This is a genomic window from Catellatospora sp. NPDC049133, assembly GCF_040648455.1.
Classification (GTDB): Bacteria; Actinomycetota; Actinomycetes; order Mycobacteriales; family Micromonosporaceae; genus Catellatospora; species Catellatospora aurea.
On the sequence record NZ_JBEZDT010000015.1, the window covers coordinates 1 to 15,003 of the forward strand.

Genomic DNA, 15,003 nt, shown 5'->3' on the forward strand with positions numbered 1-15,003 from the left:
CCCGGCCGCGACGCGGTGCTCCAGGAGGATGCCTTCGCGCTGCGCGGTCAGGTCGTACACCCGGTCGTCGGCGGTGCGCACCTGGGCCAGCGCCGGTCCGGCTCAGTCCCCTGGCACTGGCGCAGCTGGCCGCGCCCGCGCTGGCGGCCCGCGACGCCGGCCACCTCTACGGGCGGTGGCGGGCCGACGCGAAGGCGCGGCTGACCCCGCGGGCGGTGCACACGGCGGCCTGGCTGTTCCCGTACGGGGAACTGCCCGTCGATCTGATCACGCTGGCCGGGGTGGAGGCGACCGCCGAGCAGGCCGCGGAGAACCTGCTCGCCCTGCCGCAGCGCCAGCTCAACGCCGAGCTGGGCGTGGCCCGGTCACGCGGGCGTCCGGTGCCCACCTGGCTGCGCGAGCTGGTCGCGGGGGACCACGAGGCCCGTCGTGATCTCGTCCTGGCCCTGCGCGAACTGCAGCACGCGGCGATCGCGGGCACCGCCGGCCGGATCGCCGGGGTGCTCGACGACGAGCAGGCCGAGTTCGGCCGGGTCCTGCTGAGCGAGGGCGTGGGAGAGGCGGGCTGCTGCTCGCGCCGTCGGTCTTCTGCTGGCCCGCGCCGCAGCTCTACACGTCACTGGATCAGCGGACCCGGGTGCTGGTCTATCCCGCGGTGCGCGACGTGCGGCAGGCGGCGCGGATCTGGGGCGAGCCGGCCGGCCCCTCGCACGCCTCGCTGGCAGCGCTGCTGGGCCGGACCCGGGCCGCGGTGCTCGAAGTGGTCGCGGCGGGCCCGGTGAGCACCGGAGCGCTCGCCCGGCGGGCGAACGTGTCCGCGCCGAGCGCGAGCCAGCACGCCACGGCGCTGCGCGCCGCGAACCTGATCGCCTCGCAGCGGTCCGGAACGTCGATGCTGCACTCGGTCACTCCGCTCGGCAGGTCCCTGCTCAACGGCGTCACCGTCGGTGACGAGCTGCCGCTGCTGCGGTGAAGATCCCATGTCAGGTCAAGGTTCGGTAACGCGGTCGGACCTATCCGACATATCGGTCGGTGACCTGTTGAGTAACCGGGCACGGCGTCCTACTTTTGATCGCCAACGACCCGTTGAGCTGCGCCCCGAGCGGCTCGTCATGCGGCGTTGTCGATGCGAGGGGTCCCGCATGCTCAACGATGAGGCGCTCGTCGAGCGCTGGCTCGGGCCCGGCGGGCCGGAGTTGCAGGCCGAGGTCATCCGCCGGTTGCGGGCGGGGGAGCGCCTCGACGGCCTGGCCCTGGATCGCATCGACGGCCGGTGGGATCTGCGCGGTCTCGGCGCGCCCGAGCCCCGTGCCGCCGAACCGGACAGCACCACCCGCCAGTCCGGCGGGATGTCGTTCACCTTCGAGTTCTCCGACGTCGCGGCGACGCTGGAGTTCCAGCGGGCCCGCCTGGTCGACCTCGACCTGCGCGGCGCGCACCTGCCGCGGCTGCGGCTGTTCGGCTGCGTGATCGACAACAGCCTGTTCGACGGGGCGCACTGCGTCGGGCTGCGGATGTGGGCCACCGACGTCAGCGCCACCTCGTTCCTCGCCGCGGACCTGGCCCGCTCGTCGGTCGGCGGCTGGTACGCCGGGCGCGGCAACCGGCTGCGCGACGTCGACTTCCGCCACGCCGACCTGTCCCGGCTCGGCTGCGGCGTCGCCTCGTTCACCGACGTCGACTTCGCCCACGCCCAGCTCGAATGCACCAACTTCTGGCAGGCCAGCCTGGTCCGCTGCCGGTTCGCCGGGGTGCTGCGCGAGGTCGTCTTCGACGGCCGCGTCCTCGAACCCGAGCGCGACCTGGGCCCCAACCCCATGCAGGACGTCGACATGCGCGGCGTGACCGCGTTCGACGACGTCGACTTCCGCGGCGTCAGCTTCGACCGGGTCACCCTGCCCGACCACCCGGCCCTGGTCGTGGTCCGCGGCGTGGCCCGGGTCGAGGCGGGCCTGCAGCGCCTGGCGGACCGCGACGACCACGCCGCCCAGGAGGCCCGCGGCCGCCTGCAGCACCTGCGCAAGTTCATGGGCGTCGCCGGCGGCGCCGACCAGGCCCTCATCGACATGCGCACCCTCATCGACCCCGAAGCCGCCCTCCTCCTCCGCGTCCTGCTCACCTGACCCCTGCGGCAACTCTGAAAAAGTCGTGGCCTCCAGATCACTTGGAGGCCACGACGTTTTCAGAGTTGCGGAACAGATCGGGTCAGCCGTCGAGGCGGCGGATCATGTTCATGAGGGTTTCGAGTTGGAGGCCGCCTTTGATGGGGTAGTTGGTGTAGCCGAGGTAGCCCCACCAGTCCCAGCAGCCGTACGGGTTCACGGCGGAGGCGGTGGCCTGGGGGTAGAGGACGACGGTGTTGTTGGTGTCGGCGTACTGGTTGAGGTTGGCGCGGTCGACGAAGGCGGTGCCGACCGCGTCGTAGCCCTGGGCGCAACCGTGCAGGGCGACCAGCAGACGGCAGCTCTGACCGGCCGCGCAGCTGCTCGGCACGTACGCGAAGCCGCTGCTGCCCATGCTCAGCCCGGCCGCGAACCCGTTGACCGCGAACGTGTTCTGGTCGAAGCGGATCAGCGAGCCGGTGAGCGGGCCCGTGTTGCGGGCGTTCACCGCGCCGTACAGCTTGGCGAGCATGGCGTTCTGCGGGTCGGTGCCGCAGTCGTTGAGGTACGGCGACGCGGTGGCCGTGCAGCCGCCCGTGCCGTACGGCGTGACCCAGGCGTGCCCGGCCGAGCTGCCCGAGTCGTAGGACACGCTTGCGCCGAAGTGCTGGTAGTACCGCACCAGGTCGTCGGTGACCGATTTCTTCACGGTGCTGTCGTTGCCGCCGTGGTAGACGTACACCGGGTCGCCGGACAGCGACGACGGCGGGTCGATCCAGCCGTAGCCCGACCACAGCGAGGTGTACGACTGCAGACTGCTCAGCTGCGTCGACCACAGGTTGTCGCCGCACGCGTAGAGCGCCCGGCTCGCGTTGTACTGCGCGCAGTAGTAGGGCCCGGCGGCGAACACGGCCGCGCCCTTGATCCGGCCCGAGTAGGCCACGTGCAGCTGGGTGGCCATGTAGCCGCCGGAGGAGACGCCGGCGACGTACACGCTGGAGATGTTGTAGGTCTTCAGGGTGCCGGCGACGGGCGGCACCGTGTAAGGCGTCGCGGCGGCGGCGGGCGCGGCGGATCCGAAAACGACCAGTAGCGCGGCGGCGACCGCGACGCCAGCGCGGACACGTGGTGACATGGCCGGCTCCTTCCGGTGACAGGGGTGGCGTCACCGTAGGCGCGGGCCGCGCCGGCCTCCAGCCGCGCCGTCCACATGTTTCGATGTCCGGGGATGGCTCCCGCCGCCATGCGCTATATCGTTGGCCCGGTCCGGGCGCGCCCGGGCATCCTGTGGCCCATGGGAATGCTCGACAGCGTCGCCACGCGGGTGGCCGCCGGGGCGACCGTGCGGTTCCGGCCCACCGGCAACTCGATGGTCCCGCTGATCCGCAGCCGCGACCTGGTGACCGTCGCGCCCGTGGACCCGGCTGCGGTCCAGGTCGGCGACATCGTGCTGGCCCGCGTCGCGGGCACGGTCTACCTGCACCTGGTGTCGGCCGTGGACGCGGCGGCCGGGCGGGTGCAGATCAGCAACAACCGCGGCCGGGTCAACGGCTGGACCGGCCAGGCCCGCGTCTTCGGCATCTGCACCGAGGTCGAGGGGCGGTGCGGCCGCGGCTGGACGGCAAGCTCAGGCAGCCAATCACATAGACGAATGCAAGTATGGCATTGACCGCGCCCTGCCCCGGGTCCAGTATTGACACCAGCGGCGCGGCGGCCAAGCTGACCCACCTCAAGTATCCAGGGTTTCAGGACATGATCTGCGGTCCGACCGCACGTTCTGACCTCAAACGGCGATCATCGCCGCGGCCTCGGCCGCTCCGCGGCTGCCGCCGGTCAGCGGCCGGCGCGGCGGCGCATGCCCGCCGCCAGTGGGGCCTGGTCCAGGTCGCCGGCGGCGACGCGCTTGGCGATGGTGCGGCGCACGATCGCGCCGGTCACCGAGGGCAGGTGCCGGGCCAGGAACAGCTCGAACCGGCCGCGGCCGGTGGTGGCCACGTCGCGCGGTGCCCTGCGGGCGGTCGCGGCGCGCAGGATCGCGGCCACCACGCCCTCGACCGGCTCGTACCGGGACACGCCCTGCAGGGACAGGCCGGCCTGGGCGGACGCGTCGTGGATCGGGGACGCGACCATGCTCGGGTAGACGACGCTGACGCCGATGTGCGTGCCGACCTCCAGCCGCAGCGCGTCGGCGTACGCGACCAGGGCGCGCTTGCTGACGCCGTACGCGGCGGCGAGCGGCAGCGGCAGCAGCGCCATGCGGCTGGACACGAACACCACCCGGCCCCGGCTGCGTTCCAGGGCGGGCACGGCCGCGGCGGTGGTGTGCCAGGCGGCCATCAGGTTCACGTCGAGCTGCCTGCGGGCGGCGTCACCGGGTGCCAGCTCGGCCGGGGCGGGCCCGCCGACGCCCGCGTTGTTGATGAGCAGGTCGAGGCCGCCGAGCGTCTCGACCGCCTGGGCGACCGCGCCGGGCACGGCGGCACCGTCGGTCAGGTCGCAGGCGATGACCGGCGAGGTGCCGACCATGTCCGCTCGCAGGTCGAGGCCGACGACGCGGGCCCCGGCCAGCTCCAGCCGCGCGCACAGCAGGCGGCCGAAGGTGCCGTTCGCGCCGGTGACGATGACGCGCCGGCCGTTGAGGGTGGTCATCGAGCGGTCTCCTGCGGTGTGCGGGCCGGGCGGCCGGTGGATGTGCTCATCGGACGGCAGCCGAGCTGGTCCAGGTGACGCCCTGGCCGCGGCGGGCGCGGGCCGCGCCGTCGGTCAGCTCCTTCGCGGCGAGCGCGAGGTAGGCGTCGAAGTCGATGCGCATGGCGGGGCGGCGCTCGCCCCAGCGGTCGCGGGCGGCGCGGTGCTCGGCGGCGATGTCGGCGGCCTGCCCGGCGGCGTCGGGCAGCGCGTACTGCCCGGCCAGGTGGGCGGCGGCGAGCCGGGCCTGGGCCTCGACGACGGGCAGCGCCGAGCCGGTGGACTGCATCAGGCCGACGAACATCAGGCCGGGGGCCTGCTGGTGGAACACGTGCCGGAACAGCGGCAGCCGGTCCGCGCCGTCGCCGAGCAGTGCCGGGTCGAGGAACGGCAGGTCGATGTCGTAGCCGGTGCACCAGACGACCAGGTCGATCTCGTCGGCGCGGCCGTCGGCGAAGTGCGCGCGGTCGCCGTCGAAGCGGGCGATCGCGGGCCGGACGCCGATCTCGCCGTGGGTGATGCGCGACAGCAGCGAGTCCGACAGGGTCGGGTGGTCCTGCAGGAAGCCGTGCTCCGGGGCGGGCAGGCCGTACGCGGCGGGGCGGCCGACGGCGAAGCGCAGCATGGTCTGGCTGATGCGCTGGCGCAGCCGCCACGGCAGGCGCTTGGCCAGCGCCCCGTTGAGGGTGTCGGACGGCTTGCCGAGCAGGTGCTTGGGCACGATCCAGACGCCGCGGCGCAGCGACAGCAGGGTGCGCGGGGCGACGTACGAGGCGTCGACGGCGATGTCCATGGCCGAGTTGCCGCCGCCGACGACCAGCACCCGCCGTCCGGCGAGCTGCTCGGGGCCGCGGTAGTCGTGGCTGTGCAGCTGCTCGACGCCGAGCTCGCCCGGGTAAGCCGGCGACGGCAGCTTGGGGCGGCTGTTGTGCCCGTTGGCGACCACGACGGCCTCGACGTGCACGGTGGTGGTGCCGTCGGGGCCGAGTGCGGTGACCCGCCAGCCCGCGCCGTCGCGGACGACCTCGGTGACGGTGTGCCGCAGTTGCACGGACGCCTGCAGGCCGAAGCGCTGGGCGTAGTCGTGCAGGTAGCCGGCGATGCGGCCGTGGTCGGGGTAGTCGGGCCAGTCGGCGGGCATGGGCAGGTCGGCGAACTCGGTGCGGGTCCGCGAGGTGTTCAGGTGCAGCGTGCGGTACGCCGAGGAATGCGGCGCGCCGTACACCCACAGGCCGCCGACCTGGGCCGCGGCGTCGAAGGCGACGGCGGGCACGCCCCGGTCGGCCAGTGCCTTGAGCGTGGCCAACCCGGCCGGCCCGGCTCCGATCACGGCGACCCGTGGCGTCATGCGTACCCTCCCGAAATCCAACGTCTGTTGGATATTGCGTCGGAAGGGGTCGCCGCGTCAAGCGGGCGGCCCTTGATCGCTCGACTTGCCTGGCAGATGTGCGAATCGTGGGCGCGCTTTCGCCCGGTTGCCTGGCAAGTCGGGCGATCTTGGCGGGGTCAGGCCGGGGGCGGGTACATGCGGTCGAGCCAGCGGTGGGCGAAGGCGCGGAACTCGCGGCGCTGGCGGGCCCCGTTCGCGCCGGACAGCAGGCCGACCACGTGCGCGTGCACGGACCAGACCAGGCTGCGCACCGCCAGGTGCGGTTGCGGTTCGCTGAGCACGCCGGCCGCGTCGGCCTCGGCCAGCACCTGCTCGACGGCCCGGTAGAGCGGCTCGCTGTAGCGCTGGTCGAGTTCGGCGTGCCGGTCCGGTTCCAGCCAGCGGCGCAGCCACAGGCCGGTGACCTCGGGGCGGTCCTCCAGGAAGTCGATGAACACGTCGACGAGTTCGTGCAGCGCGGCCATGGCCGGGCCGGGTCCGGCGGCCAGCCCCTCCCGGGCGGTGGCGACGGCCCTGGTCAGCGCCTCGCTCTCGGCCGCGAAGACGCGGGCGAAGCAGCACTCGTACAGCGCGGCCTTGGTGCCGACGTGGTGGTGCACCGTGGCCACGTCCACGCCGCAGGCCGCGGCGACCTCGCGCATGCCGACGGCGTCGAAGCCGCGCCGCGCGAACAGGCCCGCCGCCGCCTCGATGATCACGTCGGGGGTGGCGCGCTGGTCCGCGCGCCGGGGGCGGCCCGGTCCCCGTCGGGGTGTAGTCATGCGCTCCATCGTGCCCTACTATCCAGCAAACGTTGGATTACACCCGCGAAAGAGCGAGGAGAGGGTATGGACGAGGCGGCGCGGCTTCCCCGCGGCGGCATGCTGGCCTTCGCGAGCGGGTCACTGGGCATGGGCACCTGGGTCACCGTACCCGGCCTGCTGCTGCTCTACTTCCTCACCGACGTGCTCGCCGTCGCGCCGCTGGTCGCCGGGTTCGTGCTGCTGCTGCCGAAGATCGCCGACGTGCTGCTGCACCCGTGGGTCGGCCACCTCTCCGACGCCGATCTGGCCCGCCGCGGCCACCGCCGCATCCTGATGATGATCGGCTGCGGCCTGCCGCTCGCCTTCGCGGCTCTGTTCCTGGTGCCCGGCGGCCTGATCGGCAACTCCGCCGCGGCCTGGGTCGCCGTCGCCTTCATCGCGGGCAACCTGCTGTTCGCCGCGTACCAGGTGCCCTACCTGTCCACCCCCGCCGACCTGGCCATCGGCTACCACGAGCGCACCCGCCTGATGGGCTTCCGGATGGTGGTGCTCACCGTCGGCATCCTGCTCAGCGGCGTGCTCGCGCCGATGCTGGCGGGCAAGGAGGACCCGACCCGGTCCGGGTACGCCCTGATGGGTCTGGTTCTCGGCGCGTCGATGCTGGTCACCATGCTGATCGGCATCGGCGGCGTGCGGCGGCTGACCGCGGCCGCCCCGAGCCCGGTGAACACCGGCGGGCACGGCGCGGCGGGCCTGCGTACCCTCCTGGTCGCTTTGCACGACCCGCAGTTCCGCTGGCTCGTCGGCTCCTACCTGGCCATGTCCACCACCAGCCACCTGGTGCTGGCCGCCGTGCCCTACTTCGCCGAGTACGAACTCGGCCGCCCCGGCCTGACCACCGTGCTGGTCGCCGCGTTCGTCGCCCCGGCACTGATCGCCACGCCGGTCTGGGTCGTGGTGGCCCGCCGCATCGGCAAGCAGCCCGGCCTGCTCATCGCGCAGGGCGCGTTCGTGGCCGGTTCGATCGTGCTCGCCTTCGGCAGCGCGGCCGGCCTGCCCGTGCTGATCGGCGCGGTCGCGGTGCTCGGCATCGCGTTCGCCGCGATGCAGCTGCTGCCGTTCTCGATGATGCCCGACGTGATCCGCGCGAGCGGCGCGGACGGCACCACCCGCGCCGGCACCTACACGGGTGTGTGGACCGCGGCCGAGGCCACCGGCGGCGCGCTCGGGCCGTACGTGTACGCGGCCTGCCTGGCCATCGGCGGTTTCGTCGCGAGCAGCGCGGGCACCGAGGTCGTGCAGTCGGAGTCCGCGCACACCATGATCCGCCTCGGCTTCGGCGTCGTCCCCGCCGTGCTGATGGTCATCGCGATGCTGCTGCAACGCCGCTACACCCTGGACCGCACGCTGCGGTGACCGGGCCCGGCGGTTAGCATCCGGATCATGGGTCAGATCGCCGTACGCGCCAGCCGGCCGCTCGCCTTCGCGGTCGCGCCGATCCTGATCACGCAGGGTGTCCGGGTGCGCCGGCGGACGCCCGTGCTGCCTGAGGCCGCAGGGGAGCGCCACGGCGTCGAGGGCGGGCCGGGCCCGGACCCGCTGGCCGTGCTCGTGCTCGGCGAGTCGACCGCGGCCGGAGTCGGCGTGCCCCGCCAGGCCGACGGGCTCGCGCCCGCGCTCGCGTCCGGCCTCGCCCGGCACAGCGGCCGTCCCGTGGCCTGGCGGGTCTGCGCCAACACCGGGTTCAGCGCGCGCAAGACCCTGACACGGCTCGTCCCGCAGCTGCCCGACGAGGCCTACGACGCCGTCGCCGTCGTGCTCGGGGTCAACGACGTGCTGGAGATGCGAGCCGCTGCGGCCTGGCAGCGCGACGTCACCGCGCTGCTTGCCGCGCTGCGGCCGCGGCTGCGCGCCGGCGGCCGTATCGTGCTCGCGGGCGTGCCGGACGTCGCGGGCTTCCCGACGCTGCCCCAGCCGACCCGCGCCCTGCTGGCGCTGCACGCCCGGCACCTGGACCGCCGCCTGGCCCGAGCCGCCGCGAGCACACCGTCGGCCTTGCACGTGCCCAGCCCGCGCATCGACGAGCCCGGCCTCTACGCCGAGGACGGCTTCCACCCCAGCGCCGCCGGTTACCGGATGTGGGCCGCCCACCTCGTGGACGCCCTCACGGGCGCTCTTGTCCGTCCTCGGGGTTAGCCTGTGGCCGTGAGGCAGACGGCGGGAAGGCGGATCGGTGGCTGACGCGGACGACGTGCGCCGCCTGGCGCTCGCGCTGCCCGAGGTGGTCGAGATCGACAGCGAAGGCTTCGACTTCCGGGTCGCGAACAAGGGGTTCGTCTGGTCCTACCCGGAGCGCCTGCCCGGCAAGCCGCGCGTCATCCGCACCGACGTCGCGGTGCTGTACGTCGGCGACGAGGCCGAGAAGCAGGCGCTGCTGCTCGGCGAGCCCGACCTGTTCTTCACCACGCCGGGCTACGACGGCTTCCCGCTGGTCATGCTGCGGCTGCCCCGGGTGGACGCTGCCCGGCTCACCGAACTGGTCACCGACGCGTGGCGCATGCGAGCCCCCGACGAACTCGCCGCGCTGCTCGACGAGGCTGACCCCGCCCCTCCGGGTCAGGCCTGACACCGATGACGGATTGGCGGCGCTTCGAACGCGGCGAAGGCGACGAGCGGGAGTACTGGCAGATCCGCCAGGAGGGCATCCGCTGCTTCATCGGCTGGGGCCGGGCGGGCGGCCGGAACACGGGGTCGACCACTGTTGCCCGGGACGAACAGCACGCCCAGGCACACACGGCGAAGAAGATCAGGGAGCGGCTGCGCAAGGGATTCGTCGAGGTGCCCGGCCCACCGGCGCCCGTCGGTGATCCGGCCGCGCTCGTGGTCGACACCATCGCCGACGCGCAGACCAAGCCCGCCTTCGGCATCGCCCGGCCGCAGTATCTGCCGGTGGCAGGCTTCACCGACGTCGTCTGCCACGCGTCGGTCTGGCCCGCCTCACCAGGCAGGGGCTTCTACCACTATCTGGTCCTCGGTGACGAGGGCCGTCGAGCCGTCGGCTTCAACGTCCGTGAGTCAGCACATCGCGCGGACCTGATCGCGGCATTCCTGGAGACCATCGTGGCCCGGCGGGATCTCGCGTTCGACGGGCGGTCCCACCACAAGATCGTGCTGGACCGTCCGGCCGGGCCGTTCAGCCATGCGCTGGTGTGCTCTCCGGCGCTCGGAGGAGCGGCTTCCGTGTACCCGGCTATCAGGGCCAGGGTCGCCACAGCGTTCCCGATCCACGACTGCGAGATCGGCGACGCCGATTCGGAGGGATTCGTCGACGCGCGGATCCACGGGCACGCGTCGTTGCCGTACGCCGACTGGGATCGCGAACCCCGTCCCGTCCTGGACCTGCGCTGCGACATCCAGGGCCCGCGGCCCCTGCGGGACCAGACCTTCAAGGTGTATCCGGGCTACCGGCTGGACGGCTTTCTGCGCGACCTGGCCGACGGCGCGCCCGGGAGCTGGCTGGAACTGCGCAACTTCCGCGGCGAGGTTCGCCACCTGACCGCGGCGAACCTCCCGGCCGTCGGCGACCTCGACCGATTCCTGGTTCGCGGCAACTGACGGACAGCAGACCGGGTGTCAAAGCGGCGGCAGGGTCTCCTCGACCGCCGCCGCCCCTGCGACGTGGTGCACGGCAACCACGGCGCTGCGCGGCAGTGGACCGTACACGTGCGGGAACACGCCTCGGTCGCGGGACTCCTCCCAACGCAGCGACTCCTCGACCGCCTGCGTGTCCACGGCGGCCACGACGAGCTCCGGCTCGTTCCCGAACACCCGCAGCGCGGTCGCCGCGACCTGCTCGCGCGAGGACAGGTGGATGAACCCGGACTCGTGGTCGAACGGCGAGCCGTCGAACCGTCCGGCCCGTTCGAACGCCGCCCATTCCGACGGCAGCAGGATCTTGTAGATCAGCACCTCACCACCATGCCAGACGTCATGCGGCCGACCAGCTCCGGTGCAGCGCCAGGGCGAGCCGCCGCTGCCAGGCCTCGCCGTCACCGGGGATGGACGGGTACTCGCGGATGAAGTTCTCCCAGTCGACGGTCCAGTCCAGCACGGACTCGGCGGTGAAGGCGTCGGCCTGCTCGGCCAGTTCGGGCCGGATCAGGCCGCGGACGAGCCGCAGCTCCACCGCCGTGTGCTCGGCGAGCAGCACCGCGTCGTAAAGGTCCTTGCCCTGCGGATATCGGTCGGTGGCCAGCCACATCAGCTTCCAGGCCAGCGACAGCGCGGGCGAGGCCGCCCGCATCACTGTGTCGACGCCGTCGAGCGCCACCGCGACCGGCTCGATCGGCAGGTGCTCGTTGAACACGAAGTCGACCTGCACCGAGCCGGTCGGCACGCCGGGCGCGTCGAACGGAATGACCAGGCGGCGTCCGTCGGCCCGCTCGTAGGTCCAGATCTCGGAGTGGACAGCCCGGCTCGGGTCGAGGCTCACGCCGGGCCGGGCGTGCAGCTCGTCGAGGATCGCGTCGAGCATCGCCGCGGCCTCGGGGCTCCTGCGGCTCATCGAGAACGGTTCCACGACGAAGTCGACATCGCCGGGTTCGCGGGCCTCGCCGCCGAACCAGGCGGCCATGACGGCGCTGCCGCGCAGCACGAGCTGCCCGGCGTACGGCGTGCGTTGCACCGCGTTCAGCAACTCGGTCATGGCCTGCCGGCGGGCTCGCTTCCACTGCCGGGCCGTGCCCGCGCCGTCGAACACGGGCTCGCTCGGCCGGTAGGCGCTCTGGTGCTGCTTGAGCGCCGGGTCGAAGGCCACGCCCTGCGAGACTCCGGGCGTGTCGGGCAGCGGCCGGTAGGTGGCCGGGTAGTTCGGCCCACCGGGTGGGGCCGTGCGTTGCTGGTCGTTTCGCGGATGTGCGGCCGGAGCCAGCGCGAGCCAGTCCGCGTCCAGGGAGAGGCGGTCATCGTGCACGACGTACTCCTGCTCCACGGAGGCGATCTCCCAGGAGGCCTCGCGCAGCGGGGCGATGAGCCGGTCGAGCCGGTCGCGGGCGGAATCGAGGCCGACCCCGTGGCAGCGCTGGGTGACGAAACGCTCCTGCCGCCCGTCGTCGCGGACTCGGCGCGCGTTGCGGGACAGCCGGGCACCGTGCTGCTCGACCAGCGTGGCAACGGCCAGCAGGGACGCCACGTCCTCGGCGGGCAGCAGCAGCTTCACGTGATGCTCGAAGTAGCGGCCGGCGGGCTCGGCCGCGGCGTCGGCGTCGGTGGCGGGCACGCCCGTGCACCACGGCGCGGCCTCGATCTTCGTGCGTCTCGGGTGCAGCATGGCGTCACGCAGCCGCTTCCTCCACTGCTTGGCCAGGGCGTGCTGGTCGGCCAGCGTTCCGCTGCCGGTCAGGGTCAGCATCGGCTGGGAGCGCCGCGCCCCGCGATCCAGGACCACATGCACGAACTTCACCTGATGCCGTGCGGCGAACTCGGCCAGGGCGCGCGTCTGGTACTCCGACACGGTCAGGTGGATCTCGAAGTCGCCGGTGATGTCGGGGTGCGCGGGCATGGGGGACACCATACAAGCGAAAGATCTTGCCTTGGCGGCTGTTTTCGCCGACGGGCGTCCGTTACCACCGGCGGAGATCGGGCCACGCCCCAGGGGGCTGCCCGCGCTGTCGGACCAGGCATGCATGATGCCGCGGTGAACGCGGACGGCGCGTTCGCGGCAAGGGAGGCGACATGGGCGGATCGGCCGCAACGGCGCGAGCGGACGCGTACGAGGAACTGACGGAGTTCCTGCTGCGCCCCGAGGACGACGCCTATCCCGTGCACGAGGTGCGCGAATGCGTGTGCCGGTCCTGCGGCGGACGGGTCTTCGAGGTCGCCGCCATGGCAGACGACGAGGGTGCGGTGCGCCGGACCTGCGTGGCCTGCGGCGTCCACGGGTTCATCGCCGACAGCGCGGAGTACTGGGACGACGAGGACGACGTCGAGGTCTGCGCGTGCAACTGCGGGCACGAGGAGTTCACCGCCGCGGTCGGCTTCTCCCTGTACGACGACGGATCAGACGACGTGCGCTGGCTCTACGTCGCGCTGCGCTGCCAGTCCTGCGCGGAGATCGGCGTCTACGACGACTGGAAGATCGGCTATGGCCCGAGCGGGATGCTGCTGGACCAGGTCTGACCTCGAACGCGGGAGGGGGCGTGCCGCGGCACGCCCCCTGGTCACCGGGCTGGGGTTCTGGGCTGGGTTCAGACGCGTCCGAAGAACCAGTTGCCGGGCGCGGTCTCGTCGGCTCCGATGTAGAACTGGCGGACGCCGAGCATCAGCTCATCGATGGTGAGGTAGCCGTCCTCGTCCGCGTCGAGCTTGTCGAAAGCCAGGTTGATCTCGCCGACCGGGGTGCCGAAGGCGCGCTGCATGGTCGCGAACTCGTCCCGGCTGACCCGCCCGTCGTCGTCGGTGTCGGCCAGGTGCAGCACGGCCAGCGCGCCAGGGCGGAAGCTACGGTCGAAGGCGTCCCCGTGGACGAACGCCTCGGTCATGCCCTGCCGCCATTCCTGGGGGCTGAGCCGCTGATCGTGGTCGACGTCCAGCGCCTTGGCCAGCTCCTGCCAGAAGGTGGAGAAGTCCTCGGCGATCCGCAGCGCCTTCGGCGCGTCGTGCGCGGTGCCGAACTCGGCCAGCAGGCGTATGCCTAGGTTGGTCAGGTCCTGCTGCTCGACGAAGCCGCTGCGGTCGTTGTCGAGGTGGCCGAAGGCCTTGTCCAGCTTGCGGAGCTGCATCTCAGTAGCCATGCCCGAAATCTATGGGTACCAACGCATAAAGTCGATATCGGGCAAACACACTTCATTCGGAAGGGTGGCGGAGAGAAAGCCGGTTGCCGCGAACGGCCGGGCCCGCCGATGATCCATGCAGACGAGCCGGCTTGCGGGAGTGCGAACAGTGAAGACGACGTGGTGACCCGTCTGGCTGAGCGCGAATGGCCGGTGCTGGTCAGCACGGTCGCGCTCGGCGGAAAGCGCTACCGGGTGGTGCGCCCCGCCCGGCCGCCGGCGTTCGCCGGGCTCCGCGAGGGTCGACTGGGCGCGCAGTTCTGCGTCGACAAGAACTCGGCGGCGACGTTCGCGATGGCCTGGGGGCTGGCCGCCCGTTCCCCGCACACCATCGTGTACCTGCCGCTGCGCGCGTCGGCAGCGGCGGACCCGTGCGACTGGGGCCGCCCGCTGGACCTGGTGCTGCTGCACCACAGCCTGGCGTTCCCTCCGTCGCGGTGGAAGGACGTGCGGGCTCGGCTCGGCGCGGGCAGCCCGCACAATGTCACCCTGCCGACCGGCACGTGGCCCAGCCGCCCCGCCGCCGACCACCACCGCATGTGGCACCACGGATATCGCGACCATCTGCGGTGGTCCGTCGCCGCGGACACGCTGGTGCTGACGGGCAGCAGGGAAGCCTACGAGCTGCGCGCCGAGCAGGTTCGGGAACTGGCCGAGGACGGCCCGGCGCACCGCGCGCAGGAGCCGGAAACCCACTGCTGCACCGAGATCCCGATGGGCGCCTGGCCCCGGTATCCACGTCGCCGCCACGACTACGCCGAATTGCACGTTCAGCACTGTCCGTGAACGCCGTCAGGGCTGTCCGCTCAGCGGATCGCGCGGGCCCTCGACCCGGCCGAGAGCGGCGCTGATGCCGTCGCGGGTCGTCCCGGCCGAACGCAGGGAATCCGCGAAAGCCTGCGGATCGGCCTCAGCGAGGCCCTCGTAGAGGCGGACCGCCTCGTCGACCAGGGCGAGTCCGGCTGCCAGGTCGGCACCCTGGGCGAGGCGCAGGGACGCGGCCGCCCACAGGCTGTGGGCCAGGGCGGCGAGGTGGGCGGCCCGGTTGTCGGCGGGATACCGGCGCATCGCCACACGCGACTGTCGGCAACAGGTCACCGGGCGGACGGTGGGACGCCGCGTTGTCGACCCCGATCCGGTCGATGCGACATCGTCCACAACGGAGATTTCCAGAATGAGTCCGCTCGGCTACGCTCCGGGGGACAGGCACGGGAGAGCGCTCTCTCCGGCAGCCGTTTTCGCTTGCCGGG

At 72.5% G+C, this 15,003-nt stretch carries 19 protein-coding genes; 11 read left to right on the plus strand and 8 right to left on the minus strand.

Going from position 1 to position 15,003, the window contains the following annotated elements; all coding sequences use genetic code 11:
* The 4 genes from AB0B35_RS18430 to AB0B35_RS18445 form a co-directional block, all read left to right on the plus strand.
* On the plus strand, positions 1-204 hold a 204-nt coding region (locus AB0B35_RS18430; protein ID WP_361046666.1), incomplete at its 5' end, for a hypothetical protein.
* Between the two features lie 11 nt (positions 205-215).
* Entirely contained in the window at positions 216-782 is a 567-nt protein-coding gene (locus AB0B35_RS18435; RefSeq protein ID WP_361046669.1) for a hypothetical protein, read from the plus strand.
* On the plus strand, positions 779-973 hold the full coding sequence (locus AB0B35_RS18440) for a helix-turn-helix domain-containing protein (protein ID WP_361046671.1): 195 nt from the start codon (positions 779-781) through the stop codon (positions 971-973). Before AB0B35_RS18435 ends, AB0B35_RS18440 begins: the two co-directional genes overlap by 4 nt.
* Positions 974-1,142: 169 nt before the next feature.
* Positions 1,143-2,123 carry a pentapeptide repeat-containing protein gene (locus tag AB0B35_RS18445; protein ID WP_361046673.1) on the plus strand — a complete coding sequence of 327 codons (981 nt, stop codon included), beginning with the start codon at positions 1,143-1,145 and terminating at the stop codon, positions 2,121-2,123.
* An 82-nt stretch (positions 2,124-2,205) separates the two neighbouring features.
* On the opposite strand, the gene AB0B35_RS18450 is transcribed toward AB0B35_RS18445, so the two are convergent.
* Positions 2,206-3,237, minus strand: coding sequence for a PHB depolymerase family esterase (locus tag AB0B35_RS18450; protein WP_361046675.1), 1,032 nt, complete (start codon positions 3,235-3,237; stop codon positions 2,206-2,208).
* 159 nt (positions 3,238-3,396) lie between these two features.
* Between AB0B35_RS18450 and AB0B35_RS18455 the strand changes: the two genes are divergently transcribed.
* Positions 3,397-3,771, plus strand: a complete 375-nt coding sequence (locus AB0B35_RS18455) for a S24 family peptidase (RefSeq protein WP_361046677.1) — start codon at positions 3,397-3,399, stop codon at positions 3,769-3,771.
* A gap of 164 nt (positions 3,772-3,935) precedes the next feature.
* Here the strand turns inward: AB0B35_RS18455 and AB0B35_RS18460 are convergent, their stop codons facing one another.
* The 3 genes from AB0B35_RS18460 to AB0B35_RS18470 all read right to left on the minus strand — a co-directional run bounded on the left by AB0B35_RS18460 (position 3,936) and on the right by AB0B35_RS18470 (position 6,941).
* On the minus strand, positions 3,936-4,751 hold the full coding sequence (locus tag AB0B35_RS18460; protein ID WP_361046680.1) for an SDR family oxidoreductase: 816 nt from the start codon (positions 4,749-4,751) through the stop codon (positions 3,936-3,938).
* A 46-nt stretch (positions 4,752-4,797) separates the two neighbouring features.
* Positions 4,798-6,138 (minus strand): NAD(P)-binding domain-containing protein, encoded by a 1,341-nt coding sequence (locus AB0B35_RS18465; protein WP_361046682.1) that lies wholly within the window; start codon positions 6,136-6,138, stop codon positions 4,798-4,800.
* 158 nt (positions 6,139-6,296) lie between these two features.
* The gene (locus AB0B35_RS18470) at positions 6,297-6,941 is read right to left on the minus strand and encodes a TetR/AcrR family transcriptional regulator (RefSeq protein ID WP_361046685.1); all 645 of its coding nucleotides are present in this window, start codon (positions 6,939-6,941) and stop codon (positions 6,297-6,299) included.
* A 66-nt stretch (positions 6,942-7,007) separates the two neighbouring features.
* Here AB0B35_RS18470 and AB0B35_RS18475 point away from each other — a divergent pair, with 66 nt between their 5' ends.
* The 4 genes from AB0B35_RS18475 to AB0B35_RS18490 are packed head-to-tail and all read left to right on the plus strand — an operon-like array spanning position 7,008 to position 10,538.
* Complete coding sequence (locus AB0B35_RS18475) at positions 7,008-8,339, plus strand: MFS transporter (protein ID WP_361046688.1); 1,332 nt, start codon at positions 7,008-7,010, stop codon at positions 8,337-8,339.
* 27 nt (positions 8,340-8,366) lie between these two features.
* Complete coding sequence (locus tag AB0B35_RS18480; protein WP_361046690.1) at positions 8,367-9,119, plus strand: SGNH/GDSL hydrolase family protein; 753 nt, start codon at positions 8,367-8,369, stop codon at positions 9,117-9,119.
* 37 nt (positions 9,120-9,156) lie between these two features.
* Positions 9,157-9,549 carry a hypothetical protein gene (locus tag AB0B35_RS18485; protein WP_361046692.1) on the plus strand — a complete coding sequence of 131 codons (393 nt, stop codon included), beginning with the start codon at positions 9,157-9,159 and terminating at the stop codon, positions 9,547-9,549.
* A 5-nt stretch (positions 9,550-9,554) separates the two neighbouring features.
* Positions 9,555-10,538, plus strand: coding sequence for a WGR domain-containing protein (locus AB0B35_RS18490; RefSeq protein ID WP_361046694.1), 984 nt, complete (start codon positions 9,555-9,557; stop codon positions 10,536-10,538).
* 18 nt (positions 10,539-10,556) lie between these two features.
* Here AB0B35_RS18490 and AB0B35_RS18495 read toward each other — a convergent pair whose 3' ends face one another.
* On the minus strand, positions 10,557-10,892 hold the full coding sequence (locus AB0B35_RS18495; RefSeq protein ID WP_361046696.1) for a DUF952 domain-containing protein: 336 nt from the start codon (positions 10,890-10,892) through the stop codon (positions 10,557-10,559).
* 19 nt (positions 10,893-10,911) lie between these two features.
* Entirely contained in the window at positions 10,912-12,483 is a 1,572-nt protein-coding gene (locus tag AB0B35_RS18500; RefSeq protein ID WP_361046698.1) for a nucleotidyl transferase AbiEii/AbiGii toxin family protein, read from the minus strand.
* 173 nt (positions 12,484-12,656) lie between these two features.
* Here AB0B35_RS18500 and AB0B35_RS18505 point away from each other — a divergent pair, with 173 nt between their 5' ends.
* Positions 12,657-13,100 (plus strand): hypothetical protein, encoded by a 444-nt coding sequence (locus tag AB0B35_RS18505; RefSeq protein WP_361046701.1) that lies wholly within the window; start codon positions 12,657-12,659, stop codon positions 13,098-13,100.
* Between the two features lie 68 nt (positions 13,101-13,168).
* Here the strand turns inward: AB0B35_RS18505 and AB0B35_RS18510 are convergent, their stop codons facing one another.
* On the minus strand, positions 13,169-13,714 hold the full coding sequence (locus tag AB0B35_RS18510) for an EF-hand domain-containing protein (RefSeq protein ID WP_361046702.1): 546 nt from the start codon (positions 13,712-13,714) through the stop codon (positions 13,169-13,171).
* 162 nt (positions 13,715-13,876) lie between these two features.
* Between AB0B35_RS18510 and AB0B35_RS18515 the strand changes: the two genes are divergently transcribed.
* Complete coding sequence (locus tag AB0B35_RS18515; RefSeq protein WP_361046705.1) at positions 13,877-14,539, plus strand: hypothetical protein; 663 nt, start codon at positions 13,877-13,879, stop codon at positions 14,537-14,539.
* A gap of 6 nt (positions 14,540-14,545) precedes the next feature.
* Here AB0B35_RS18515 and AB0B35_RS18520 read toward each other — a convergent pair whose 3' ends face one another.
* Positions 14,546-14,821, minus strand: a complete 276-nt coding sequence (locus AB0B35_RS18520) for a hypothetical protein (RefSeq protein WP_361046708.1) — start codon at positions 14,819-14,821, stop codon at positions 14,546-14,548.
* Positions 14,822-15,003: the final 182 nt, after the last annotated feature.